Genomic DNA, 24678 nt, shown 5'->3' on the forward strand with positions numbered 1-24678 from the left:
ATGTGTGGTTATGGCCCATTTGGGTATCGTTTACCGCAGGCTCATTTTGAGCCAGCCAGCAGCCTCTTGGCAGGCCTGAGCAAGGCGCAGCTGCAACAAGCGCTAACCAACTGCCAGATGGCTCTGATTGCCCTGCAGGGTGGTCAGCGTGTGGCTTCTGTCAGCTACTCTCAGGGCGATGGCAGCCGTGCTGTCACATACAGTCAGGCGAATGTCGGAGATCTATCTGCGATGATCAAAACATTGCAACGGCAGCTTGGTATGCCAGGCACACGCAGGCGTGCGCTTAGGCCGGTGTTCTAATGGGGCTGCGCGATACATTCGCGCGCTTGTTCAGTAACGATGCAGGAAAAAAGGGCCCACCCTCTCGCAGGGGGTTTAGTGCTCTTACAGGTTGGCCAGGTCTGCCGTATGACGCGGCAGACATTTATGGGCAACGTATGCAGGGGTGGAATCCTCCCCTGTTTTCTGCCGATACTGAGCGTAGCCCGTGGCGTAACCGGATTGTCAGCCGTGTGCGCGATCTGGTGCGCAATGATGGCTGGGCTTCCGGGGCAGTCACGCGTGTTCTGGATAATGCTGTGGGCGTCACGTTACGTCCGATCAGCAAACCAGATTATCGCTTTCTTGCCCATATCACCGGCAACTCGGCGTTTGATGCCACATGGGCGCATGAGTTTGCGCGTGCTGTAGATAGCAACTGGCGCTCATGGGCAAATGATCCATTGCGGTTCAATGATGCCGAACGGATGCTGACGTTCTCTCAGCAAATGCATTTGGCATTTCGCCATCTCATCGTGGACGGGGATGCATTGGCCCATATCCCGTGGCTGGAGGAGAATATCGGTCTGGGGCGCGCCAGATATGGCACAGCAGTGCAGATCATTGATCCAGATAGGCTCAGCAACCCGCAGAACCAGTTTGATCTCAAAAACATGCGCAATGGGGTTGAGATCAACGATGCAGGCGTTCCTATCGCCTATCACATCCGGAACGCCCATGAGTGTGACTGGTATAGCGCATCAGAGGCGGTAACCTGGTCTCGTATCCCGCGGGAAACATCGTGGGGACGCCCGCAGGTTGTGCATTTCTTTGAACATCATCGTGGTGGCCAGCATACGGGCGGAACAGGAATGCTCACGCCTGTCCTGCAACGCCTGAAAATGCTGATCAAATATGATGGCGCTGAAATGGACTCTGCCATCCTAAATGCCATTTTCGCGGCGTATATTGAAAGCCCATATGATCAGGGGATGACTGCCGAGGCATTGGAAGGCGGGGATGAAACACTAGGTGCATATCAGGAAATGCGTGGGGTGTTTCATAAGCAGCATAATATTTCCATGCAGGGATCACGTTTGCCAATCCTGTTCCCTGGCGAAAAGATCAACACAGTCACCGCGGCCCGTCCCGCCAGCAACTTCAGGGAGTTTGAAAGAGCAACCCTGAACAACATTGCCAGTGGTGCTGGCCTTGCACCCATGCAGCTCAGTAACGACTGGTCCGATGTCAATTATTCATCGGCTCGTGGTGCGCTGCTGGAGGCATGGAAAACCATGAAGCGGCGGCGCGAAGAATTCTCCATAGGGTTTGCTTCTCCCGTGCGTCTGGCATGGCTGGAAGAGTCCATGGAGGCCGATAACCTGCCGTTGCCTGCAGGCGCTCCCAGCTTCCTAGAGGCGCGGCATGCTTATGCACGGTGCCGATGGCTTGGTCCTGGTCGCGGCTGGATTGATCCAGTTGCCGAACGCCAAGGGGCCATTCTTGGCATGGATGGTGCACTGTCCACTTTGGAAGATGAATGCGCTGAAAATGAAGGGCGCGATTGGGAAGAGAATGTTGCCCAGCGTGCAATCGAAATGCAGGCATTCAAAGACCGTGGCTTGCCATTGCCTGAATGGAGCGGCGGAGATCCAGCAGACAAAGCAGATAAGAAACCGGACGCAGAATGAAACAATACGCGCATACACAGGCGCTGATCGGGGCACCACTGGCGCTTTCCAGCCGCAAGTTGGATATTGTCCGGGGTCTTTTGGCCAGCGGTGCTGATGATAAAGCACTGTTCGGTCCTGTTGATGATGAAGCCCGCTATGCAGCCCAAAGCATCACAGAGAATGTTTCGGGCATTGCTGTCATATCCATCAAGGGCATTTTGCTACCAGGCAGCAGCAATGGCTGGTGGTGGGGTGGTGCAACTTTCTACGATGACATCAGCAACGCCATCAATTTGGCTGCGCAGGATGAAACCGTTCGCGGCATTATCCTGCATGTGAACAGCCCAGGCGGTGCTGTTGCCGGCTGCTTTGATACGGGAGACCGTATTTATGCAGCGCGGGAAAGCAAACCCGTAATTGCAATTGTAGATGAACAGGCCTGTTCTGCCGCATATGCCTTGGCTTGTTCTGCAGAAACAATTGTCCTGCCACGCACGGGTGAGGTGGGGTCAATCGGTGTGGTTTATCTCCATGCCGATATCACGAAATTTCTGGATGAAACGGGCATCAAGGTTACGACATTTCAGACCGGGGCACGCAAAACGGATACATATCCAACCACGCCCATGTCCGAAGATGCCCAGAAAATCATCCAGAGCGACATTGAGAGCATGGGCAAGCTGTTTTTTGAAACAGTGGCACGAAACCGTGGGTTGTCTGCACAAGATGTGCAGGACATGGAAGCCGCCGTTTTTTATGGGCAGGATGCCGTATCTGCAGGTTTGGCAGATGCTGTCATGTCACGCGATAGCGCCTTTTTGGATTTTATGGCGCATCTGAAGTAAATTTTCCATATCGGAGAAAATAGAGCATGGCAAAACCAGCACTGATGAGCAGCTCTGCTATCAGTCCATTTGCGCATCTGGCTTCCCATGGAGCCGGTGCAAGTGCTGCCGGCGGGAGCGCAACCCCTGCAGCTGATGCCGATCCAGAAAACAAGGATCCTGATAGCGAAGGCGATCAGGAAGGTGAGGGCGGCAAAAAGGGCAAAAAATCCAAACGTGCCGAAGATACAGACAATGAAGATCCAGACGGCACCGATGATGACGATGAGGATGACGAAAAGGACCCGAAGGCCCGCGCCATTCGCATGCGCGAACGTGGCCGGTGCTCTGCCATTTTCCGTTCTGCCGCTGCCGGCCGCAATCCTGCTGCCGCTGCTGAAATTGCATTTGGCACCAGCATGACGCGTACGGCGGCAGTCAACCTGTTGCGCACAGTTGCCCCGGCAGCATCTGCACAGCAGGAACCTGCACCCGCCGCAGATCAGGCAGGCTACGCTGCACTGCGCACGCGCATGCAGAACGAAGGACATGCCCCCGTAGCCCCGCAGGGTAGCAGCCAGCAAGATGAACGCCCTGGAGCCCGCATGGTCCGCTTGAACCATGCCCGTATGGGAGGTAGCCGATGAGCTATGGTTTTTACCCCAGCGCACAGCAGGTTGCGTTTGTTCCGGATCAGCTCATTGCCGGCAACCTCAAGCTGGTCACGGAGACAGTCACCTTTGCCAAAGGCAACACGCTCCAGCGGGGTCAGGTTGTCGGGCAGGTAACTGCTACCGGGAAATATATCCCATGCGTCAAAACGGCTACAGACGGGTCTCAGACCCCATGCGGTATTGTGGTTGATGAGGTAGATGCCTCTGCGGCTGATGCCACAGGTGCCATCTATGAGATGGGCGAGTTCAACTCGAATTACATGATCTTTGATGCAAGCTGGACGGTGGATACCCTGAAACCGGCTCTGCGTCAGTTCTCCATCTTTGTGAAGACCGGAGAGTCCAACGCTATCGTGTGATAGCGTTTTTCCAATAGTTTCAGGAAAATACTGAATGTCCGGAACAACCGGCGCAGCAGGGGTGCAGCAGGCACTTCTGCCGCTTCTCAGTGCATATAGCGTAGCTGAGCTCGTTTATTTTGTCCAAAATGCCAAAACGGCACAGACCTTCCTGCTGGACAATTTCTTTCCCAATATCGTGGAATCTGATGCGCCAGAAGTGGCGATTGATGTCGATGTTGGTAAGCGGCGTATGTCGCCTTTCTGCTCCCCCTTGTTCGAGGGGAAAATGGTGGAAAGTCGCCGGTGGCAGACCAACCTGTTCAAGCCTGCTTACGTTAAAGACTGGCGTAATCCAGATCTGTTGAAACCCGTGCGCCGGAACATTGGCGAACGGTTGATGGGTGGAATGACCCCGGCACAACGTCTGGAAGCCAATCTCGCGTATGAGATGACAGACCAGATTGATATGATCAATCGTCGCCTGGAATGGATGGCAGCGTCTGCTCTGGTGTACGGGACAGTCACCGTTAAAGGCGAAGGTTACCCGGCAACAGTCGTTGATTTCCAACGTGATCCAGCCCTTACCATTGCGCTTACAGGTGCTGCCCAGTGGGGACAGAGTGGTGTTTATCCTTCGGACTACATCACAGTCTGGGCAGCCTTGGTCTTACAGAAATCTGGTATTGCACCGCGAGACATCGTGTTTACAAATTCCACATGGAATGCGTTCAAAAGCGATATCAAGGTTCTGAATGCCATTATCTGGCCTGGTAAGGTGGGTGGCTCCGATGTTGATCTCGGTGGCCGCGTTGATAAGGGCGCCATCTTTATGGGGAAATGGGGCCAGTTTAATCTTTGGCTGTATAACGACTGGTATGTTGATCCAGATACAGATGAAGAAGAACCCATGATCCCGGATGGGACGGTTATTCTGACAGGCCCTGGTCTGGAAGGTACCCGTGGTTTCGGTCTTATTCTCGACCCTGCTTTTGCCTATGGTGCGCTCGCTTACGCACCAAAGATTTGGTACAAAGAAAACCCTGCAACCATCAATCTGATGATGCAGTCTGCTCCAATCGTCATTCCTTCTCGTGTGAACTGCTCATTGTCGGCAACCGTCATGGAAGCAGGTGCTGCAGTGTCTGGACCGACAGGAACCTGATAAATGACAGAACAAAACACAACGCCTGATGCACCCAAGAAGAGTGTGCAGAAGGGCGACACAGTTGATGTCGTCACGCTCATTCCTGTTTATCCGCAGGTTGGGCGCCGTCCTTGGCCTGTAGGTACCAAGATGGCTATCCCCAAATATCGTGCAGATCTGTGGGTAGCGCGCAAGATTGCCCGTGTGGCCCGTGATGGTGAGCAGCCTGCTCCAAATACATTGCAGGCAGCATCCATGCCGCCGGCGCCGGACATGAAAGCGCCACCGGCTACACAGGGCTGATATGGTCGGCCCAGTAGATTGGGATCAATTGGTTCTGGCCCCATGCCAGAATGTGTTTGGGGAGGAAGTCCAATGGATTTCCTCTCTTAATCCAGATCCTGTTCTCGTCACCGGCATTTTCGATAATGGCTACAAAGCCATGCCACTCGAAATTGTGGACGGCCTTTCTACAACGCATGTAACTACGGCAGATGCGCGGTTAGGTGTTCAACTATCGCAGTTTGTATCAGCACCACAGCAGGGTGATCTTTTCGTCATACGCGGAAAACAATACCGTGTGCGTGAAGTCCAGCCTGATAGCCATGGCGCTGCTGACATTCTGCTGAACAAGGCGGACGGTGAAAATGCTGTATCGGGTCATGTTCCGCGACAAAATCGCGGCATTGCTCCGGAAGACTACTGACGCCGGCCAAAGTGTTTTTACGCATCGCACGGCACCTGTAAAACCAGAAATGCTTCCAGTTATCTTTGTTGCCATACCTTCCGAAATGGGCACGTCATTTGGGCGTGCTCAACCGGGCTTCAATAAGATTGTAAAAGTTGAGGTTGTGGCAAAAGTTTCTGGTGGCACTCCCGAACAGGTTCGGGAGAACATGGACCAGATTGCCGAGCAGATCGAAATGTCCGTGATGTGCGATCAGGATCTGCAAAGATCTATATCGCAGGTAACAGATTTCAATCTGGAACAAGGACTTCTGGATGAAGCGGAAGATCATCTGGGTGCTGTGAAAATCACATTCGGTCTGGAATACCAACAGGATTACCCTGTTCCCGGTGTAGATCTTCAAGAAATTACTGGCCGTGTAGGTACTGCGGATGAAGGCATGACTGCTCCCGGCCTAAGAGTTGATTTTCCTCAATAGGAATTCTCCATGTTTGTAAAACCGGCACAGGGCCGATCGGTCCGGTGGCCTGGCACAAAGCGTCTGCTGAATGCAGCAGGTGAAAATGTGCCCGACACAAGCTTCTGGCTGCGTGCGCTAGCGCGTGGCGATGTGCAGAAAGCAACCCCAACAACCAGCCAGAGCGTGCCGGCTGCAGCCCCTGCTCAGGCGCAAACAGACAAGGGGGCGTAATTGACTGTTACAATCCCCGGTTATTCAGACAATAACCGTGTTCCGGGCTTCTATTTTGCCTTGGATAATTCTGCAGCCAATACTGCCAGCGCTGCACGGCGCGTCATTATTGTTGGCCAGATGCTAAGCACTGGCAGTGCCACTGCTAACGTTGCCGAGATATCGGGAGGCTATTCAGACGCTGTAGCCAAATATGGACTTGGCTCCCAGTGTGCATTGATGGTCAAAGCCTACCGTGATCTGGATAGTTCCGGTGAACTGTGGGTACTGCCTCTGGAAGATGATGCAGCCTCAAAAGCGGCCAGTGGCACATGGGCCATTACTGGCACAGCAACAGCTGACGGTACACTGCCTCTGTATGTTGGGGATGTTCTGATCCCGGTTGGCGTTTCCTCTGGGGATACAGCCGCAACAGTTGCTGCCAATGTGGTTGCTGCAGCCAAGTCTGTTACCACGCTACTGGTTTCCCTCGCTGCAACTGATGGAACAATTACGGCAACAGCCCTGAACAAAGGGTTAGCCGGGAATGATATACTGTTGGGTTCCTGCCTGTTGGGCACCGCTGGGGGGGAGTCTGTTCCTGCAGGCTTGTCTGTTGCCATCACTCAGATGTCTGGTGGCACACAAAACCCTACCACGCTGGCTACAGCGCTGGCTAATCTGGGGGAGCGTGTCTATGACCTCTATGCCCATCCGTATGTCGATACAGCGAGCCTGAACGCGTTCAAGCAGTTGTTTGACAATACAAGCGGTAACTGGTCTCCCATGAGGCAGCTTTATGGTCACCATATCGCAGCGTATCGTGGCACATATGGGCAGGCAACAGCGTTCGGCATTACGCAGAATGATCCGCACGGCACCATCATGCCTATTTCGGATAGCCCATCTTCTCCCATGATCTGGGCTGCCCAGCTTATGGCCGTTACGGCAGTGTCCATGCGGGAAAATCCTGCCCTTCCTGTTCGTGGCCTATCTCTTTCCGTTTTGCCACCAACGGATGCAGGGCGCTTCACATTCGATGAGCGTGCCAGCCTGCTGTATGATGGCCTGTCCATCTTCACCGTGGCCGACGATAATACGGTACTGACGGAACGTCTGATCACAACCTATCAGACCAACAGTGCGGGTGTGTCCGACAATAGCTATCTGGATATTGAACGCCTGCTGACGGCAGAAGTCTGTCTGCAGGATATGCGTTCGTATCTGGCATCCACGTTTAATCGGTTCATTCTGGTTGTTGATGGCAGCAAAATTCCTGCTGGCGCGAAGGCAACTACGGCACAGTTGGTCGGAAAAGCCGCAGCAGCCCGCTACAACTGGCAATGCCAGCAGCTCTGGGCGCAAGACCCCAGAACGTTCTCTGCCAATCTGGTCTCTGAAAATGCCGGGAATGGTGTAGTGAAAATGCTGCTGCCATTCAAATTTGCTGATCAGCTCTGGGTTATCGCAGGCGATGCCCAGTTTGTGACATCCTGAACGGGGAAAATATGTCGGGTTCTCTTTATCGCGGCCCCCTAGCGGGTGTCGCATCCCTTACAATCAATGGTGTGCCGTTTAACGTAGTGGGGGAACTGCAATGGCAGCCCTCAGGAAACCAGAATGAAACCCTCAAAGGTCAGACAACCGTTGAGGGTTTTTCGTCCATGCCCAACCAGGGGTTCATTCAGGCAACCTTGCGTGACCGTCGGGATATGAAGATTTCTGACTTGCAGGGCGGCAGTGGTTTTGACGTTGTGGCAACCTTGGCAAATGGCAAGATCATTACGTGCGTCAATGGCTGGCAGGTTGAAGTCATCAACGTCAACACTCAGGAAGGCACGTTTGAATTCCGGGTGGAAAGTGACACCGTGACAGAGGATACTGTATCGTGACCATGCTGAGCGATGAAGATGTTCTATCTGCCGTGAGTGATCCTCAGGAGGAAGTTGTCGAGGAACTTCCTGGTGTTTTTCATCTGGAAAAGCCGATTACAATCAAGGGTGGAGAAACATTCGAAACCCTGAAATTGCATGAGCCTGCTGTGTTTCATGCGCTACAGGCCACCAAGGTTATTGGTCGCAAACCTACTCTGGAAAGCATTTATGATTCCCAGATCAGTATGGTTTGCCAGATCAGTAAATGGCCTCGGCTAGCCGTAGATCAGTTGCCCTCTCATATTCTGGATGCAGCAACTGACTTCCTTGGTCATTTTGAGGAAGATGCACGGCGGAACCCTGACGAGGAACCGGATCTCACACCAGAACTGACGATCACGTTTAAGCCTGGCATTGAGGCTGTGAACAAAACCTTCAACGTCATGGATTTGCGTGAGCCGGTAGTGTCAGAACGCCGTGCATTCAAATCGTTTGAATCACGCCAGACGTTTGAAGGGCTCATGTCTGGCGAGATCGATCTCGTAGAACGGATCAGCAGCTGGCCAAAGGCAGCAGTCCTCAAGATGCCGATCAGTAAGTTTGCTCGTGCAGCGGATTATCTGACCGGTTTTTTTATGCATGGCCGGACAACTGGGAACAACTGACCGCAGATCTCTGCACCGTGTTCTCGGGCTGGTCTCTATCTGATGTTGAAGGGCTGAGCGGTAGCCAGATGATGTTCTGGGTAACGCAGGCCAACCGTATAGCGGAAAAACAGCGCAAGGAGAGTGTAGCTCGTGGCCGCAACCGCTAAAATTACGATTACGGCAGAAGATCGTGTCAGTAGAGCTCTAACATATATAGAGAAAAGAATCATTTCTCTTCAGATGCCGTTACGTAATGCCCGGCGTAATCTGAAGAGATTTTCTGATATCACTGGCATGACCCGCATGCGTAAGGGCATGGCAGATCTATCACGCTCTACACTGAACGCATTTAGATCTGTGGGGCGTCTGGTTCCCGAAATGGGTATCCTTACCAGCGCATCCTCTATTGCTGGTGTGTACAAGCTGGCTTCTGCCTGGGCTACTTTCGGCACTAATCTGCGCACAACTGCGCGTAGTATTGGCATGAACCCGGGCCGGCTGATGGCGTTGCGTAACGCGGCCCGGCTTTCGGGTGGCACTGCCGATGCCATGGGGGGTGCTTTAGGGCATTTGGCAAACCTCAAGTGGGAGGTGCCAAATGGGTTTGCACCACAGGCGGCAGCACAGCTTCAGGCGTTTGGTATTCGGGTGGAGGAACTGAAAAAACTTTCCCCCGACCAGATGTTCGACCGGATAGCCAAGAAAATTCGTGGCATTAAGAACCCAACGGCGCAAGCCATAGCAGTTACCAGTTTGTTTGGTGAGCAAGCAGCAGGGCTTCTCCCAATTTTTCAACAGTCTGAACGTGAATTCCAGAATAATATCCGTCTGGCCAAGCGTTACGGAGTTGTAAACAAAGCGGGTGCAGATGCCGCGGCTAGAATGCAGAAGTCCCAGCAAGAACTTTCTTTGGCTGTGGAAGGGTTTGGTTATTCTATCGCTGAGGCAGTAGAGCCCAGTATTACAGGGCTTGTGCATTGGATGGCTGAGTTGATTGCCGCCAACAGAAAGTGGATCGCACAGGATCTGGCTGGTTATGTCAAACGTATTGTAACATGGCTGCAAACTGGCGGCTGGAATGAAATAGAAACCCGTATTTCCGGGGTTATGCAACGTATCAAAAGCGTTGTTGATTACCTAGGCGGATGGAAAGCGGCAGCGGTTGCTGCTGTTGCCGGCATGGGGGCTTTATGGGGCGCTCCTGTTTTGGGTGGTATTGCATCCATAGTTCTTGCGATAAGCGGAATTTCAGCTGGGTTTCTGGCAGCTACTGCGGCAGCAGGTGGGTTGCTGGCCATTATTGGCAAGCTTTCGCAGACTGATAGTGGTAGAAACTTCCTTGATGGAATGCCTGGCTTTTCATGGCTAGACGATTTCCTCTCTCGCTACACGCCTTTTGGTCGTTCCTATGGTGACCAAAGAAAATCCATGTCTGCCCAAAACCTTGGCGGGTCTTCCTCAATCGCAGCGGGCCGTAGCATCCAGTCCTTCTTCATGAGGAATGGATACACCTCAGAACAAGCTGCGGGGTTAGTGGCAAACCTGTCACAGGAAAGTGGATTTAATCCTGACAAGCCGGGAGACAACGGCACGGCTTATGGCATGGGCCAGTGGCATTCAGATCGGCAAGCTGACTATTTACGGTTGTATCACCATCGCATGCAGGATGTGCATGGGGATCAGGCACGTGATGAGCAGCTTAACTTCATGATGTGGGAGCTCAAAAACCGCAGCTATCTGGGCGATAGTCAGCTACGGCGTGCGGGCACTGCATCCCAAGCCGCAGCAATTGCCTCTGTTGATTATTTCAGGCCAGGGAAAACACAGGCAGATCAGCTTGCGGAAATGCAGAGAAGGGCTGGTCTGGGAAGAGACTGGAGTTCTGCATTAACGCCTACTGCTTCTCTACCTTCTGCATCTTCTCAGGGGCAATCGCCCTATGACAAAATGCTTCTGGACTTGCATATTTCTGCCAAAACACCGGCAGGCACCACGGTAAAAGCAACCAGCCGTAGCGATAATCTGCATGTTGCCAGCGTTAAGCAGCAACGTGCGATGGATCCTGAAAACAGTTCCATAGGGAATTAACACCATGTCCGGCACACTTACCACTCTGGCAGAAGAGTATTTGCAATGCTCCTTCCGGGGCGTTCCGTTTGTTGTGCTGGGCAGCGGCGGGCAGGCAGGCCGCAAGCAGGCTGTGCATGATTATCCATACCGTGATGGTGTATGGACAGAAGATCTAGGGCGCCGTGCCCGGATCTATCATGTGCGCGGGTTTGTATGCGGCCCTGAATATATGGCGCAGCGGGATCTGCTGATTAACGCAGCAGAAGCGGCTGATGCCGGTTTGTTGGTGCATCCAACTCTTGGGATTTTACGTGTTACATTAAGCAATTTCTCATGGATGGAACCAGACGGCATTATGGGCCGTATTGATGTTGATTTCGATTTTCTGGAACAGAAAAACTATCTCAACACAATCATTCAAACATCTCTGGATGCTGCCATTGGCGCAGCAGCTTTGGCCGCACAGCTGGTTGGCAGCACCACATATTCAGGTGCAGTTACATCATCCTTATCTGTTGGCAGCCCGGTTATTTCCGCAGCCCAAAGCGTTGTTGGTGGCTGGGGAAGCTTGGCCAGTTCTGCCATACGTTCGCCCCGTGTAAATAGTGCAGCTATTGCTACGCTACCGGGCAATAATGGGCGTTATGCTGCGGGTAATGCAGGAACGATAGACAGCGCAGCAACCGTTGATTCCGTCCTGCAAAACCTAACAGCGTCCCGCACAAAAATTGATAGCCTGCTTATAAATGCTCAAGAGCAAACTACCGCAGCTTCCCTAGCTGATGCTGTGCTGAATGTTACCGAACAACTGCGTCAATCTATCAATGATCCGGGCACGCAGATTAGCGTATTGCTGCCAATGGCCACGTATAAGATTGATGTTACGTCATCATCAGCACCTATTGGCTCCGCTATTGCCACGGCATCTACATCTACCGCGCAGATCTGCTGCTGGATGGCCTTTACGTCTATCGCGCTGGCATGTGCCACCTGGCAGCCAACATCAGCCGAGGAGGCAGAAAACCTACGGTTGCGTGTAGCTACTTTACTGGATGATGCTGCCACAGAAGCAGCAGATGCAGGGCTTGATGATATGTGGCGGGCTCTTCGCTCACTTCGTGTTCAGGTCACAACAGATCTGTCGCAGCGTGCAAGCCAACTTCCTGACCAGATTACGGTCACGCGCAACGCACCGGTTCCAGCTCTGGTTCTGGGGCAACAGCTATATGCAGATGCCAGCAGGGCGCCAGATCTGATCCGGCGGGCAGATCCCATACATCCCGCATTTATGCCCACGCAGTTTGAGGCTTTGTCTTCCTGATGTCTGTGCTTTCAACAGTATCTGAATTTGTTGGCTATGATCAGACAGCATCCAATGCAGTTTCAATCACAGTCAATGGGAACCAAATTTCAGGCTGGGGTAGAGTTTCCATTCGCATGGGGGTGGATATCATGCCCTGGACAGCCATGCTGGAAACAACTCTGTATCAGCCAGATACAGGCGCAAGCGTAGATATCCCTTCCGGATCGGCGTGTGTCCTGTCTATTGGCGGAGATAAGGTACTCACTGGATATGTGCAGAGCGTATCAGAAGAGCTTACGTCGCAGGAGCACGTTTACCGTGTGGTTATAGCCTCCAGATCGGTGGATCTGGTGGAATGCTCGGCTGAGTTTTCAACATACCAGATGAATAATACAACGGCCTTGGGCATTGCCCAGCAGGTTTGTCAGCCATTTGGCATCAGCGTTTCAGCGGTTGGTGGTGCGGGCGATATCCAGATACAGCAGTTTTCTGTTATTCTGACAGAAACCGCCTACGAGGTTATTGAACGCGTATGCCGTTTGGCAGGCTGTATTTTCTATGACCAGCCAGATGGATCCATTGTGCTCAGCCCTGTTGGAACAACGGTTGCCAGTGGAGGCGTGCAGCAGGGCGTTAATATGGAACGTCTGGTTTCTCTTTCATCATTGGAAGGCCGGTTTTCCAATGTGCAGGCCATTATTCAAAATCCAGCCATTTTGTTTACGCCTCCATCTGATGGAGACAAACTGAGCCAGCAGATGCAGGCGCAAACGGCACCAGCTGAGGCAAGTGCATCAGATCCCGGTGTCTCACGCCGAAGGCCGCTCCTTATCCCTGTGGAGTTAGGGGATGCTGATTATAGCGTTGCGCGTAAACGCGTGCAGTGGGAAGTGGCACGGCGCTATGGACGTTCTCAGGTGATTGAGGCAACTGTTAGCAGCTGGCGGGATGGATCAGGCGCTTTATGGATGCCCAATACGATTATCCCTCTTACGCGCGCGTCCAGTAGCCGGAATGATCTGCTGTTGGGCGAATTGGAGTTGGTGCAGGGAGAAGATGGAACGCATGCCAATATGGTGTTGATGCCATCCAGCGCATTTGTTCCAGAACCCTTGGTTCTTCCGGTAGAACAGAATGAAGCTATTGCTGCAGTGAGCAGGGACTGATGGCATCTCCTTTACAGCGTCTTGGGCGCCGGGTGATGATGGCCTTGGGTCTGGCACGCCAGACATCGGACACAGATGAAAGCCGATCTACCCCTACCATGCAGCTGGCATTGGCGGCTGGTGAAATGCGCTCTGATGTGCCTCTTCTGCAGGAATATGGCTTTCGCAGTAGGCCAACGTCCGGTTGTGATGCTGCTGTTCTGTTTCAAGGGGGCGATAGAACACGGGGCGTTGTGATTGCCACAGGCGATCAACGTCATCCGCCTCCCGGTTTACAACGGGGAGAGGTCTGTGTTTTCAGCCCTACAATGGGGAGCTCCATCATCATGAAGGCAGATGGCAGTATTTCCATTGATGCTGGTGAGAAAAAAATCAATGTAGCCTGCGGTGGTATGAATGTTTCTGGAGACATAACCAGTACGGGAACAATCACCGGGCAGAAAGACGTTATGGCTGGCAACATCAGTCTAACAGATCACACCCATCCGGTTACGGCCGCACCGGGTGAAACAGGCGCGCCTGAGGGGTAATATGGACATCGCAATCCGCTGGATACCAAATGAATGCCGCGGAGATTTTGTTATTGAAGGCGGAGACATTGCGCTTGATAGCCCGTTAAAATCTGCGGTTATGGTTAGTTTATTTACTGACCGCGTGGCACCGGAAACAGTTACGGCAGATGCAGCAGCGGTTGGTATTCGTGGCGCTCCAGACGCCGCTGGTTCCAATAAGGAAGATCGGCGCGGCTGGTGGGCAGATGCGTATGCAGAAATGCCTATTGGATCCCGCCTATGGCAAATGGCGCGGACCATTAAAGCTGGCCAAACGTCTGCGCTGCGTGAGGTTGAGGCTATATGTTACGAGGCCCTGGAATGGCTGGTAACAGACAGCGTGGCGCAATCGATTGGCGTAACGGCAGAATGGGCAAGTGGATCATCGCCAGCGCTTCTATTCACAGTGAAAATTACGGAACCCGGAAAAACAGCCACGCAGGAATTCCTGTTCTCGTGGGCATGGGAAGGGATGAGCTAGTAGATGCCATATGCACGGCCTACGCTGACGCAGCTGCGCCAGCAGGCATTACAGGATGTTCTGGACGGCGGAATCAGTAATGTTTCCGCCGTTTTGCGTTTTTCTGTCATCACTGTCATCACCTATGCCTTAGCTGGGCTGGCGTGGCTGCATTATGGATACCTGGACTGGATAGCCAAGCAGGCTGTGCCATGGACGGCTACAGACGAGTATCTGGCCGCATGGGGGGCATTGAAAGGGATTTACCTGAAGGATGCCACAGCGGCTTCTGGGGGCGTTACGTTCACTGTTACTGGTGACAACATTATTCCGGCCGGAACTACAATCATTCTAGGCGGGGCGCTTTCAGCCATAACGACTGCAGATTCAGTTACGGCAAATGGTCAAACAGTTGCCCAGGCTAAGTGCTCCAGCACTGGCACTGCCGGTAACATTGCAGCCGGATCTTTGGCCACATTGTCCAGCCCGGTTGAAGGTGTGCAGACAACTGGATCCGTTAGCACTGCCTTTACAGGTGGGGCAGATATTGAAACGCAGGATGAGTTCCGTTCCCGCGTTCTGGATGCCTATCAGAACCCTGGTGGCTATGGAACAGCGGCAGATTACAAGGAATGGGCAGAAGCGGTTGCCGGTGTAACCCGTGCATGGGTTGTGCCTAACGGATTTGGATCTGGATCTGTGGTCATCTACGTTATGCTGGATGATGCAAATGCTGCAGAGGGTGGCTTTCCACAGGGAACAGACGGCGCATCCAGCAATGATACACGCTATACAACCGCTACAGGTGACCAGCTCACGGTAGCAAACGCTGTATGGGAAAAAGAGCCGGCAACACCTCTAGTGGTTGTGTGCGCGCCCATTGCCCAGGCGACAGACTTTGTGATTTCAGATCTTGGGTCTGAGAATACTGAAGCGAACCAGACACTCATCAAAGCTGCTTTGCAGGATATGTTTCTGCGTTTGAGCGGCCCAGGTGTGACCATTCACCAAAATGCATGGCAAGAAGCTATCGCGGCCATCGGGCTGCCGTCTTACGATATCACCAGTCCATCAAGCCCTATTGTTCCTGAAACAGCAGGGTCCATGCCTGTTCTGGGAACATTAACAACGGAGAGCTGATATATGGCGGCTCCTATCTTCTCTGTTGAGAATTTCCGTAACGCCCTTTTATCTCTCCTGCCGCGTGGGCCAATCTGGTCTCGTTCCGTCGATGGCGTTTTATACAAACTAGCCGGGATTTGGGCTCAGACTTTCCAACGTAATGGAGAGAGATCTTCCAACCTGCTGACTGATGCATTCCCAGCGACAACAGAGGAACTTCTTCCTGAGTGGCAGAAAACGCTGGGGCTTCCCGATGCTGTGCAAACCACAACACCTACGCTTGCACAGGCGCAAGGGCAGGTAGTGGCGCGGCTATGCGGTGATCAAAGTATCAGCATACCTGCATTGGAAGATCTGGCGAAAACACTTGGGTATAGCGCAACAGTTACGCCATGCAGCGCATCTTATTTTGGCATGACATTTGGCTCTCCCTTTGGTGGGGAGGAGTGGAATTTTGTCTATGTCATCACTGTAGATTCACCCAGCACGGATGATCACACGGTGCTCGAATATGAAATGCGGCGCGCATCCCAAGCAGGAACAACCATATATTTTGAATATACAGGTTAAACGATGGATCTTTTAATCGCTCCTGGCACAGTTGATGTCAGCAAAGCTGATACTGCCCCAACAACAGGAACACCCGGTTGGGCAACGGATGGGGATCCGGTTAAGCAAATTGCACGCACGGTTTTTCCTGCATATGCGTACAATGCCCTGTTGGCAGAGATATATAATGTTATTGTCGGAGCAAAATTAACTCCAGACAGAACTGATAATACGCAGCTGTTCAAGGCTATCAGTCAGATAGCTACAGGCTCTGAGAGTGCATACTTCCTCAAAAGCGGCGACACGGCTGCCTGGGTAACCTCCAACGGTTGGGTGGTGGCAGGAAACTCCCGTGTTATGTCGGGTGGCTCTGGAGCAGATGGGGCTATTCAGACTGGTGATTATGTATGGTCTGATGGAATAACGGCTTACGGCTATGGCAAGATGGCGTTTTCGCTATCTGTGACAGACGTAAATGGCAAAGGTAGTGATTACAGATCAGGCGGCCTTCTGCAGTTTACTGCATATGATGGCACCCAAACGAACTTCTATTTTCGGGGCGACGGTTACATCTATGATCCGAGTGGAAATAAGTTTCTAAAGACTTCAGATCTAACGAATTCTCTTTCTGGATATTTGGAGAATTATAATCCTGGTATCGCACTAGCTTTGCCGGGAACATCTTTATGCGTAAATCCGGCAGATGGTCGTGCCTATCTAGCGTATGCTGGGAATACAAAAATTGCGGCATTGGCATGGAATTCTGATCTAGTCGCTGAAAGCAGTGCGCGTGCTGAGGCAGATACTGCGTTGCAAAATTCCATCAATGGGAAACAGCCTGCAGGAAACTATATTATCGGTCTCAGCGGCGGTAAACTTTTGCAGGATTTTGTAGTGGCCGTTGATAGCAGCGGCGTGCACGACATTACACTACCTCAAGCTCTGTCTTCTGCGCCAACGTCAGTTGTTATCAGTCACGGTTTGACAAATGGCAGCAACGCTTCTGTATCAGTTTTGGGCGGGTGGACAGCAACGGGGTTCCAAATTCAGACAAATGGGGCAACCAGCGTGAACTTTCTCGTATCAGGAACACCGTGATGACTGACGTGAAAACACTGTATCCCGATCGTTACTATGCCAGTTACGACAAAACAGCCCAGCAGCCGTGCCGTGTAACGGGTTGGTATGATACGTGGGTAATGTCCAATCTGGCGAATGTACCATCAGCGTCCGATATGATACCTGTGTCACCTGAAGATTGGGCAGATGAGACATCATTCCGTCTACCTCTGGGTAAAGGTATTTTGGACGGTGTAATTGTCGATTATACGCCTCCCGCCACTACTGATCTGAAAACAGAAGCTACTGCAGCTTTGGCAGGTGCTCGGTCATATGTGCTTAACGCTTATACGATTAAAAACGCGGCTACTCCTGAATCGTGGATAACTTATCTCAATGCTCTGGAGGCAATTGAAAATGGCACAGATATAACCTCAACAGTGTTGCCGCAGGCACCTACTGCATGAGGCCATTGTCATCTCCAATATGGCAGCCATCAATTTCTAGGACATTGATCCTGCCAGCGCCTAGTTTGCTGCGTTCTGCGCCAACATATCCGTCGTCTTTGTTAGTTTGGCCAAAGAAAAACAGTGCAGAGAACTTTGATTTTTCTCTTGATGCGTCTGAGGTTCTGCGAGGAACGAACGATTACATAGCTCATGTTTCTGCTTCGGTCACAACGGCGCAAGGGCTCTCCACAGATATATCTGTTTCATGGTGCAGCATTGTGAATGGGTTGGCTTGCGTTTTCTTGGGAGGAGGTGAGCCGGGGACAACGCAAACAGTCAATTTAGAAATAACAACGCAGCAAGGGCGTGTAATTTCTCAGGATGTTTTTATTGCTATTGTCAGCGGCGTGGCCAGCGCTGCCAAACCAGTTCCAGCCCTCTCAGACGGAACTCCTGTGCCTCCCAATGCCTTGCGGCTTCCGGACAAATCCATTCTGGCCCTAGATAGCAGTCATACTAATCAGATTTCGTTAGATCGCCTGCTGTCAACTGATGGCACGCATTTAACATCCTCATCCGGCGTAGATCTTCTGAACCAGATTTTTCAGACCCGGACGGACGTTCTTCTTATCGCATAATCAGGAGGTGCCATTGTCTGGCACAACTCAATCGGGAACCCCGATCAGCAGCTTGCCGCGGGCGAGTGCTGTATCCGGTACGGACACACTTGTGGGTGTTGTTACATCAGGTGGCACGACGCAAGCAGAACAGATTCCTGTTTCTGTTTTGGCTCAGGGTATTTCAGAAACTATCGGTTTGTCGGATGCAGTAAGTTCGGCTCAGGCAGCTGCAGCAACAGCCGCAGCGCAAGCAGAACAGGCAACCGAGAATGCAGCCAATGGCGTAAACGCAGCACGCGGTAAAGCCAACGGTGTGGCTGCTTTGGACGCAAGCGGCAATCTGGCGCTGACAGACGGCACGACTTTGCAACCTGCATTGGCTGTTACACCTGCCACACAGACGCAGGCAGCCACGCTTAAGCCGCTTTTAACACTGGACGAAAGCACAAAAATACGCACGGCATCTGGTGATCTGGATCTTTCTGAAATGGCTACGGCCATGCAGGACGATGATTACCTGACTGTTTTGGGTGGCGCTGTAGTGGCGCGGCCTAGCGTTACGGGCACTATTCCTGCCGATTTCACCGTGAACGGGAATGTGTATATCGCGCCTGCGTCCTACACCAGCAATCCTTCATCTCTGCCTGCTGGCCTGTCTGTTGATGCCGATACCGGAATTGTTCTGACAGACGGCAGCGTTTTCTTCCCTAACACAATCAATAATGTCGGCGTGCTTTGCGCCGTTTCGGAGTAATTTTACAATGGCCACAACTTACGGTGCACCTACGAACCTTGACCTTTCTGCTTGTTCTGTAACTGCCACTGGTGGCACGGCCAGCCAAACGCTTGCCGATCTGGGCAAAGCGGTTGGGGATAATGCGGCTGCGGTAGCAACGGCAAACAGCAATGCGTCCACAGCCAATACAAACGCACAGGCAGCGCAGACTGATGCCGCCGCGGCTAAGGCGGCTGTTGACGGTTTGGGCGACACTTACGTTGCAAAAACATCTGTAGGCGTTGCCAACGGTGTTGCTGGTTTGGCTGCTGATAGCAGTCTCGTTGTTCCCTGCACGGCGGACAATAACGAGAACCCTGTTTTGAGCTTTGGTTATGGCACCAATACTATTGGTACAGGTGGCTCAGTTCGCGTTATTTATAATGGTACGGTTGGAACGATGCAGGACTATCTGAACTGGAGCAATCCCGATGGCAGTGCAACATTTGGCCGTTACCTCGACGGCACCGTTTTGACAGGTCGATCTTCTGGTTCTTTGAATATTGGTGTTGCTGCACAGCCCGTTAATACGGTGTATTCACATAATGCAGCCGTGGTAACTTCGGATGCATCTGCCAAAACCATCGCGGGGCTTCTGACTGACACGTCCTATGCAGATGGTCAGAAACTTGTCGCCGCACTGGCAACGGTTAAGCCAACTGTGTATCAGCTTAATGCGTCCATTGCCGAAAAAGGCGCGGCAGCAGCACGTTACCACGTCGGTTACATTGCACAGGACGTTGAAGCCGCTATCACGGCAGCAGGACTGGACCCGTCAAAATTCGCTTTGTGGACAAAGACTGCCCTGTTCACAGTGACAGAAAATACAGACGGCACGCTCAAGCAGACGGCAACGGTCGATACCTCTGGCAATCAGCAGTATATCCAGATGCTGCGGTATGAAGAAATCTTCCCGGTTATTTTGGCTGGTCTCTCTGCTCAGGTTTCTGAGCTTGTAAACCGCGTTACTGCTCTTGAAAGTGCAGGTAAAGCAGCCACCGGAGGCGCAGCCTAATGACAACCCTGCTTGATTTTTCAGCAGGGGTGGCAACCGGAGCAGGTGGAAACACTCTCTCCGGCGGTCAGATTGTGGACGCTGTAACAAGCGGCACATCCATCTTGACCAAGCTGAACCCCGGCGCTTCTTGTGATCTGCCATTCGCAAAACGTGGCAACATTGGATACCGCATTCTTCCCGATCAGGACTGCGCTCTTTCTGTATCTGGCGGCAATGTCGGCGAATTGCAGACCATGCGTATTCTCATCCAGCAGCCGTTTGGCGGGAATTGTGAAATAACATGGCCTGATAACGTAATCTGGCCCTCAGGCGCTCCATTTGTGGATAGCCGTATTGGGGCCGTTTGCTGTGTGGAAATCATGTGGGATGGCGCATCCCGTTACTACGGGAGGCTGATCTTTGGCTAAAGTAGCACAACCCACAACAGGGTTTGTAAATAATGGAACCCTTGTCCAGATTGGTGCAAATAATACCTCTGCACAGTGGGACTATATTTCCGTTCCCAACCCGGCTGCCCCGTGGCGTATTCTGATTGAGGGCGATCTGCCCACAACCAGCACCACCCCAAATATGTCGGTGACGTTTTTTGAGGGGAAAACGCCGCTCTTTTCCGCGTCCGGAACTTGGCAGACACAAGGCCAATCCTCTCAGGCCGCGCTTAAACAGAACTGGAAGCTGAAACTAAAAAACGCAGACACAGGGAATAAACTGGCTCTGCGTATCGGTGACTGGTTCCCCATGACCAGCGTTACCTTGAAGGGATACGGGACAGACCGCACGCTTGTTCGGGACAGTCTCACAACGGCGATCTGGCGCGATATGCGTAAAAACCCCGATGGGGTTATGGCTCCTTTATCTGCCTATCAATATTTCGATAGCACTGATCTGGGAACACATACATCCGCACTGTTTACAACGGCTGGCTTTCCTGCAGAACTCTGGCAGAATGGCGTATTCCTTGGCCTGTATGTCCTGCGCTCCCCGGCTGATTTGCCCGATTACCTGATGGACGAGGACAATAACCAGCACGTATTGATCCAGCCCCAACATGCCGGGAATATCTGGACTGGCACATTTAACTCTACCGAATGGACAGTCCAGTCCCCAGCAATTTCTGGCTATGACGATCAGGACGATATTTCCACAACAGCCCCAGACATCAACGCCGCATGTGCGCGGATTGTGAAGTGGTTTGGTGATTGTGTTGCTGGTGCCGTTGATGCCCGTGCAACGTATTGGCAATACATTGATCTCAAATCGTTTCTTGATTACGTGCTGATCTGTGAACTGGCTGGTTCGTATGATAGTATGCAGAATAACTTTGAACTGGGCAGTTGGAACGCCAGTGCCACATCGGGCATCTGGCATATGTGGCTTTACGATTGCGATGAAACGTGGGGCCTCATTACCAACGTGGGGGGCACCCAATCAGACGCCGATCAAATCGGTTGGGTTATGGAAAACCCGAATGGGTACAGCTTCCAGAACCCCGGCTTTTTCAAACTGATGCACTCCGTTTTCCGTCCTGAACTGCGGGCACGATGGGCCGAACTGCGGGATGCCGGGATCATTGATGCTGCCAGCATTAAGCGGTGGATTGCTGAATATGTCGGGTTTATTGACCCCACAATGATGGCGCAGGATTTGGCTAATTGGAACCTAACAGGCCCAACAGGATCTATTAACGTGGCCCAAAATCTTGAAAAAGAGTCTGTAAGCTACATCATGAACTATGCAGAAACCCGCATTGCATGGATTGATGCACAATGGGGCTATAGCGGCGCATAACCGCATGGGTTGCCTTTAAACGGGCAGCCCGTTTTTCTCGGACAAAAGAATGACAGATGAACAGAGCGCGGGCACCTCCTGCGTGGCTGATGGTGACCTGCGCCAAATTGTTGCCGGTCATGGTCGGCGTCTGGATGGGCTTGAGGATGATGTAGATACCCTTAAGTCTGGCCAGAGATCCATGATGGATCGACTGATTTCCATTGAAGCACAGGGTCAGGAGCGGGAACGGAACAGGGCGCAGGAATCTGCCCAGAACCGTGCGGCAATCACCACACTTTCCCAGCAACTTGCAGCACAAAATGGAGCGCAGCAGGAACGCAACCGCATTGAGCAGCAAAAGCTTCTGCAGGCTCAGACAGATGCGGCGCGTGCCCAGAAATCTGAGGCGGATGCCAATGCAGCAGCAGCAAAGATCAAATACTGGATTGCCATAGCTGGCTTCTTGGTGGGCGTTATTGCTGCTGTGGGCGGAATGCTTCTTTCCAGTCAGACATGGGATGATTACGCGTTCGGAGATGTACAGTTCCTGCATCGGAAACATCCTCCCACACAGCCCAAACCTCAGCCACAGGAAACACAGTTCATTCTGCCCCCACGCGAAATGGAGGCGGCATGAGTACTAAAAATGTGTGGGGTGCAAATCTCTCTGTCATCAAGCACCTGACCATTCTTCCGGCATTGGAAGCTATCAACCTTGGTGGGAATGCCGCCGTTAATCTGGTGACAGGCACAGGGCTTGTTGAAAGCGGGTTTATACATGACCGGCAAATCAATGGGCCTGCGCTGGGCTGGTTCCAGATGGAACCCAGAACACACGATGATATCTGGCTGAACTTTTTGCGTTACCGGCCTGATCTTGCCAATCGCATTCTAGCTGCAAGCAGTTTGACTGGTCTGCCTGAAGCGGAAAACCTTGTGCAGAACAGGGCTTATTCAGCCTGCATGTGCAGAGTGCAATATCTGCGCACTGCTGAGCCATTGCCTTCGTCCACAGATGCAGCAGCCCTCAGCGCCTATCACAAGCGGTATTACAACACCGCGCTTGGGCAGGCCAATGCCGCCGCCAACACTTCTCTATTCCAGCAGGCCATCAATGCATGAGGCGGATTCTTCTACCGCTTATTCGCCAGCTGGCATGGCAGTTACTTAGAAAGGACAAAGACGGTGTTTCTCACCGAAACCGAATGCGAGCGCATAGCCAAACGCACCGCAGATATTGTGCTGGCCGAACTGCGCCGCGACATCCATCGCAGCCCCAACGGGAACCTCATGATTGAGGTGGTGGAAGTCAACACACTGCCTGTCAGTTTGCGGGGAGGGGTATCGCATGACTGACACACCCACAAAAACCAACATTGCCCAGACCGCCAAGGCCGTTGCTGCGGGCTTATCCATGCCTACGCTTATTGCTGCCCTGCCGCAGCCGGAAGCAACGTGGGCGCTTTATGCTTGTGTTGTGTTTGCCTCAGCAGGATTTGCGGCAACCCTGATCCCGCTTCCGGCCAATCAGTCTGGCAAGCTATGGCTGGTTTACCGGATCATCAACCTCCTTGCTCTTAACTGGAAGTACGCAGCCAACGCAGCCGTCATGCTGCGCGGTGCAGCGTCCTCCAAATCTGAACCGCCCAAAGCTGGGCCCGGTTCCGTTGTTACCATTCCGAAAGACGATACGAAATGAAGAAAGTATTTCTCGCTCTGGGGCTGCTGCCTCTTCTAACTGCCTGTGCCGATACCTCACAGGGTAAATTGCGCCAAGCTGTTTACGATGTGGACAGTGCCGACCATGTGCTGGCCAACCCGATGCCGGATGTAATGGCAGGTAAGGTGCCCGGCGTGGCGCTGACCGATACTCAGAAGGCCATTGCCAAGCGGGCAAGCCAGACCGTGTTCAATGAAATCCAGTCTCTGGAAACCTCCATTGAGGGTGGCAACAGCATTACTGATACAGCAGTATCTGCCTTACAGACAGATTTCGCATCATTCGAAACCTGCTGGGCAGGCCTGAAAACCGGCACCACGCCGGATGCCTGCGCAGCCATTGGCGGGAGCAAATAACATGAACGCAGCAGAAACCAGCGCCATCCTTGGCGTAGTTGGCACCGTGGTTGGTCTGGCCGAGAAATACGGGCCAGAAGTTTACGAAACGGTGAAAGAGGCCATTGAACAGTCCAAAAGCAAGACCGGTCCGAGCGTGGCGGATATTCAGGCTATCTTCGCCAAATGTAAGGCTGATAACGCGGCCATCCAGTCCGCATGACGCCGGATTTTGAGTGCGGCATGATTGTTGGTGGCGGGGGAGTTTTCCTCGCCACCATTATCTTTGTTGTAGGCTGGCACGCGCTGGTGGTGCGGTCTGATTTTTGGCGGAATAGTTAGGGAAAAATTAGCTAGTCATACCAACAGCTTGCCGCAACATATCGTTAACTCTGCGCTGCCAACCGGGGCCATCCTGCTTCAGCCTGTCAATCAAATCAGGATCAAGCCGGATAGATACCAGCCTTTTGGTAGGTGCTTTTTGTGGCCCGCGCACCCTGCGCTGCGCTGCTAGTTCTGGCACGGCTACGGATGCGGGTTTGGCATTGAAGAAATCCTCAGCAGTCAACTCCGGGCTATCTGCATCCAGAGATATACCCCGATTGATCAGGGCATCTTCCTCATCCGTAGGCATGATAAATTCAGGTTTGCGCGGCATAGAGCTTTGCCTCCCGTTTGTTGGCCTTTCGCAGGCTGATGATGCGGACGATACGTGTTTCAATGCTGAAAACCAGCACATGCAGGCGGAGATTGATTGGGGCAACGGCAATGAGGCGGGGCTCATTTGCGCTGCGGCTTGTCATGACGAGCGCCATATCCCACTCGAAGTTTTCAGCAGCAGAAAAATCAACGCCATGCTTGGCGATGTTGCTCTGGCGCTTTGCTTCGTCCCAATCGTATCTCATGTAAATTGTA

Annotated in this window: 37 protein-coding genes; 35 read left to right on the forward strand and 2 right to left on the reverse strand. The window is 52.5% G+C overall.

Annotated features, from left to right (window positions below; genetic code table 11):
• From gpW to APA10_RS15510, 35 genes are all read left to right on the forward strand, one after another.
• Nucleotides 1-303, forward strand: a complete 303-nt coding sequence (gene gpW, locus APA10_RS09880; protein ID WP_003630354.1) for a gpW family head-tail joining protein — start codon at nt 1-3, stop codon at nt 301-303.
• Complete coding sequence (locus APA10_RS09885) at nt 303-1952, forward strand: phage portal protein (protein WP_003630353.1); 1650 nt, start codon at nt 303-305, stop codon at nt 1950-1952. Before gpW ends, APA10_RS09885 begins: the two co-directional genes overlap by 1 nt.
• Nucleotides 1949-2779, forward strand: coding sequence for a S49 family peptidase (locus APA10_RS09890; protein ID WP_003630351.1), 831 nt, complete (start codon nt 1949-1951; stop codon nt 2777-2779). Before APA10_RS09885 ends, APA10_RS09890 begins: the two co-directional genes overlap by 4 nt.
• Nucleotides 2780-2805: 26 nt before the next feature.
• Nucleotides 2806-3405 (forward strand): hypothetical protein, encoded by a 600-nt coding sequence (locus APA10_RS09895; RefSeq protein WP_003630350.1) that lies wholly within the window; start codon nt 2806-2808, stop codon nt 3403-3405.
• Complete coding sequence (locus tag APA10_RS09900; RefSeq protein ID WP_003630349.1) at nt 3402-3791, forward strand: head decoration protein; 390 nt, start codon at nt 3402-3404, stop codon at nt 3789-3791. Before APA10_RS09895 ends, APA10_RS09900 begins: the two co-directional genes overlap by 4 nt.
• A gap of 34 nt (nt 3792-3825) precedes the next feature.
• Complete coding sequence (locus tag APA10_RS09905) at nt 3826-4935, forward strand: major capsid protein (RefSeq protein ID WP_003630348.1); 1110 nt, start codon at nt 3826-3828, stop codon at nt 4933-4935.
• A 3-nt stretch (nt 4936-4938) separates the two neighbouring features.
• Nucleotides 4939-5220, forward strand: coding sequence for a hypothetical protein (locus APA10_RS09910; RefSeq protein ID WP_003630347.1), 282 nt, complete (start codon nt 4939-4941; stop codon nt 5218-5220).
• 1 nt (nt 5221) lies between these two features.
• The gene (locus APA10_RS09915) at nt 5222-5623 is read left to right on the forward strand and encodes a head-tail joining protein (protein WP_050923526.1); all 402 of its coding nucleotides are present in this window, start codon (nt 5222-5224) and stop codon (nt 5621-5623) included.
• Nucleotides 5624-5672: 49 nt separating this feature from the next.
• Nucleotides 5673-6083, forward strand: coding sequence for a hypothetical protein (locus APA10_RS09920; protein ID WP_003630345.1), 411 nt, complete (start codon nt 5673-5675; stop codon nt 6081-6083).
• Between the two features lie 9 nt (nt 6084-6092).
• Nucleotides 6093-6296, forward strand: a complete 204-nt coding sequence (locus APA10_RS09925; protein ID WP_003630344.1) for a DUF2635 domain-containing protein — start codon at nt 6093-6095, stop codon at nt 6294-6296.
• Nucleotides 6297-7772, forward strand: a complete 1476-nt coding sequence (locus tag APA10_RS09930; protein WP_035367611.1) for a phage tail sheath subtilisin-like domain-containing protein — start codon at nt 6297-6299, stop codon at nt 7770-7772. It begins immediately after the preceding gene.
• Nucleotides 7773-7783: 11 nt separating this feature from the next.
• Complete coding sequence (locus APA10_RS09935; protein WP_003630341.1) at nt 7784-8167, forward strand: phage tail tube protein; 384 nt, start codon at nt 7784-7786, stop codon at nt 8165-8167.
• 2 nt (nt 8168-8169) lie between these two features.
• Nucleotides 8170-8814, forward strand: a complete 645-nt coding sequence (locus APA10_RS09940) for a phage tail assembly protein (protein ID WP_035366059.1) — start codon at nt 8170-8172, stop codon at nt 8812-8814.
• Nucleotides 8815-8831: 17 nt separating this feature from the next.
• Nucleotides 8832-8963, forward strand: coding sequence for a hypothetical protein (locus APA10_RS15505; RefSeq protein WP_003630337.1), 132 nt, complete (start codon nt 8832-8834; stop codon nt 8961-8963).
• A gap of 148 nt (nt 8964-9111) precedes the next feature.
• On the forward strand, nt 9112-10884 hold the full coding sequence (locus APA10_RS14320) for a phage tail tip lysozyme (protein WP_142951041.1): 1773 nt from the start codon (nt 9112-9114) through the stop codon (nt 10882-10884).
• Between the two features lie 4 nt (nt 10885-10888).
• Entirely contained in the window at nt 10889-12187 is a 1299-nt protein-coding gene (locus APA10_RS09950) for a DNA circularization protein (protein WP_003630335.1), read from the forward strand.
• The gene (locus tag APA10_RS09955; RefSeq protein WP_003630334.1) at nt 12187-13335 is read left to right on the forward strand and encodes a phage baseplate assembly protein; all 1149 of its coding nucleotides are present in this window, start codon (nt 12187-12189) and stop codon (nt 13333-13335) included. The genes APA10_RS09950 and APA10_RS09955 overlap by 1 nt, the downstream gene beginning before the upstream one ends.
• Nucleotides 13335-13865: a phage baseplate assembly protein domain-containing protein gene (locus APA10_RS09960; RefSeq protein ID WP_003630333.1), complete on the forward strand. Its 531-nt coding sequence runs from the start codon at nt 13335-13337 to the stop codon at nt 13863-13865. Before APA10_RS09955 ends, APA10_RS09960 begins: the two co-directional genes overlap by 1 nt.
• A gap of 1 nt (nt 13866) precedes the next feature.
• Nucleotides 13867-14367, forward strand: a complete 501-nt coding sequence (locus tag APA10_RS09965; protein ID WP_003630332.1) for a phage GP46 family protein — start codon at nt 13867-13869, stop codon at nt 14365-14367.
• Nucleotides 14368-14370: 3 nt separating this feature from the next.
• Entirely contained in the window at nt 14371-15486 is a 1116-nt protein-coding gene (locus tag APA10_RS09970) for a baseplate J/gp47 family protein (RefSeq protein ID WP_003630331.1), read from the forward strand.
• Between the two features lie 3 nt (nt 15487-15489).
• A complete protein-coding gene (locus APA10_RS09975) occupies nt 15490-16038 on the forward strand; it encodes a putative phage tail protein (protein ID WP_003630330.1) in 549 nt (182 codons plus the stop codon).
• Nucleotides 16039-16041: 3 nt separating this feature from the next.
• Nucleotides 16042-17115, forward strand: coding sequence for a hypothetical protein (locus APA10_RS14325; protein WP_003630329.1), 1074 nt, complete (start codon nt 16042-16044; stop codon nt 17113-17115).
• Entirely contained in the window at nt 17115-17543 is a 429-nt protein-coding gene (locus APA10_RS09985) for a hypothetical protein (protein ID WP_124326523.1), read from the forward strand. The genes APA10_RS14325 and APA10_RS09985 overlap by 1 nt, the downstream gene beginning before the upstream one ends.
• Nucleotides 17544-17608: 65 nt before the next feature.
• Nucleotides 17609-18163 (forward strand): phage fiber-tail adaptor protein, encoded by a 555-nt coding sequence (locus APA10_RS09990; RefSeq protein WP_174714340.1) that lies wholly within the window; start codon nt 17609-17611, stop codon nt 18161-18163.
• A gap of 13 nt (nt 18164-18176) precedes the next feature.
• Entirely contained in the window at nt 18177-18899 is a 723-nt protein-coding gene (locus tag APA10_RS09995) for a hypothetical protein (protein WP_035367613.1), read from the forward strand.
• A 7-nt stretch (nt 18900-18906) separates the two neighbouring features.
• Nucleotides 18907-19935: a tail fiber domain-containing protein gene (locus tag APA10_RS10000; RefSeq protein WP_080587151.1), complete on the forward strand. Its 1029-nt coding sequence runs from the start codon at nt 18907-18909 to the stop codon at nt 19933-19935.
• Entirely contained in the window at nt 19935-20345 is a 411-nt protein-coding gene (locus tag APA10_RS10005; RefSeq protein ID WP_035367339.1) for a hypothetical protein, read from the forward strand. The genes APA10_RS10000 and APA10_RS10005 overlap by 1 nt, the downstream gene beginning before the upstream one ends.
• A complete protein-coding gene (locus tag APA10_RS10010; RefSeq protein WP_250698537.1) occupies nt 20338-21726 on the forward strand; it encodes a CotH kinase family protein in 1389 nt (462 codons plus the stop codon). Before APA10_RS10005 ends, APA10_RS10010 begins: the two co-directional genes overlap by 8 nt.
• Nucleotides 21727-21775: 49 nt before the next feature.
• Nucleotides 21776-22345, forward strand: coding sequence for a hypothetical protein (locus APA10_RS10015; RefSeq protein ID WP_003631217.1), 570 nt, complete (start codon nt 21776-21778; stop codon nt 22343-22345).
• Nucleotides 22342-22830 carry a hypothetical protein gene (locus tag APA10_RS10020; RefSeq protein ID WP_035366716.1) on the forward strand — a complete coding sequence of 163 codons (489 nt, stop codon included), beginning with the start codon at nt 22342-22344 and terminating at the stop codon, nt 22828-22830. The genes APA10_RS10015 and APA10_RS10020 overlap by 4 nt, the downstream gene beginning before the upstream one ends.
• A 63-nt stretch (nt 22831-22893) precedes the next feature.
• Nucleotides 22894-23064: a hypothetical protein gene (locus APA10_RS15165; RefSeq protein ID WP_003631215.1), complete on the forward strand. Its 171-nt coding sequence runs from the start codon at nt 22894-22896 to the stop codon at nt 23062-23064.
• Complete coding sequence (locus APA10_RS10025; protein ID WP_003631214.1) at nt 23057-23407, forward strand: hypothetical protein; 351 nt, start codon at nt 23057-23059, stop codon at nt 23405-23407. Before APA10_RS15165 ends, APA10_RS10025 begins: the two co-directional genes overlap by 8 nt.
• Nucleotides 23404-23784 (forward strand): hypothetical protein, encoded by a 381-nt coding sequence (locus APA10_RS10030; protein WP_003631213.1) that lies wholly within the window; start codon nt 23404-23406, stop codon nt 23782-23784. The genes APA10_RS10025 and APA10_RS10030 overlap by 4 nt, the downstream gene beginning before the upstream one ends.
• 1 nt (nt 23785) lies before the next feature.
• Nucleotides 23786-23986, forward strand: a complete 201-nt coding sequence (locus APA10_RS10035; RefSeq protein WP_003631212.1) for a hypothetical protein — start codon at nt 23786-23788, stop codon at nt 23984-23986.
• Complete coding sequence (locus APA10_RS15510; protein WP_003631211.1) at nt 23983-24105, forward strand: hypothetical protein; 123 nt, start codon at nt 23983-23985, stop codon at nt 24103-24105. Before APA10_RS10035 ends, APA10_RS15510 begins: the two co-directional genes overlap by 4 nt.
• A gap of 7 nt (nt 24106-24112) precedes the next feature.
• Here the strand turns inward: APA10_RS15510 and APA10_RS10040 are convergent, their stop codons facing one another.
• Together APA10_RS10040 and APA10_RS10045 are read right to left on the reverse strand one after the other, a co-directional pair.
• Entirely contained in the window at nt 24113-24421 is a 309-nt protein-coding gene (locus tag APA10_RS10040) for a BrnA antitoxin family protein (protein WP_035366715.1), read from the reverse strand.
• A complete protein-coding gene (locus APA10_RS10045; protein WP_003631209.1) occupies nt 24405-24668 on the reverse strand; it encodes a BrnT family toxin in 264 nt (87 codons plus the stop codon). The genes APA10_RS10040 and APA10_RS10045 overlap by 17 nt, the downstream gene beginning before the upstream one ends.
• Nucleotides 24669-24678: the final 10 nt, after the last annotated feature.

This window comes from Acetobacter pasteurianus subsp. pasteurianus LMG 1262 = NBRC 106471 (assembly GCF_000285275.1).
Lineage (GTDB): Bacteria > Pseudomonadota > Alphaproteobacteria > Acetobacterales > Acetobacteraceae > Acetobacter > Acetobacter pasteurianus.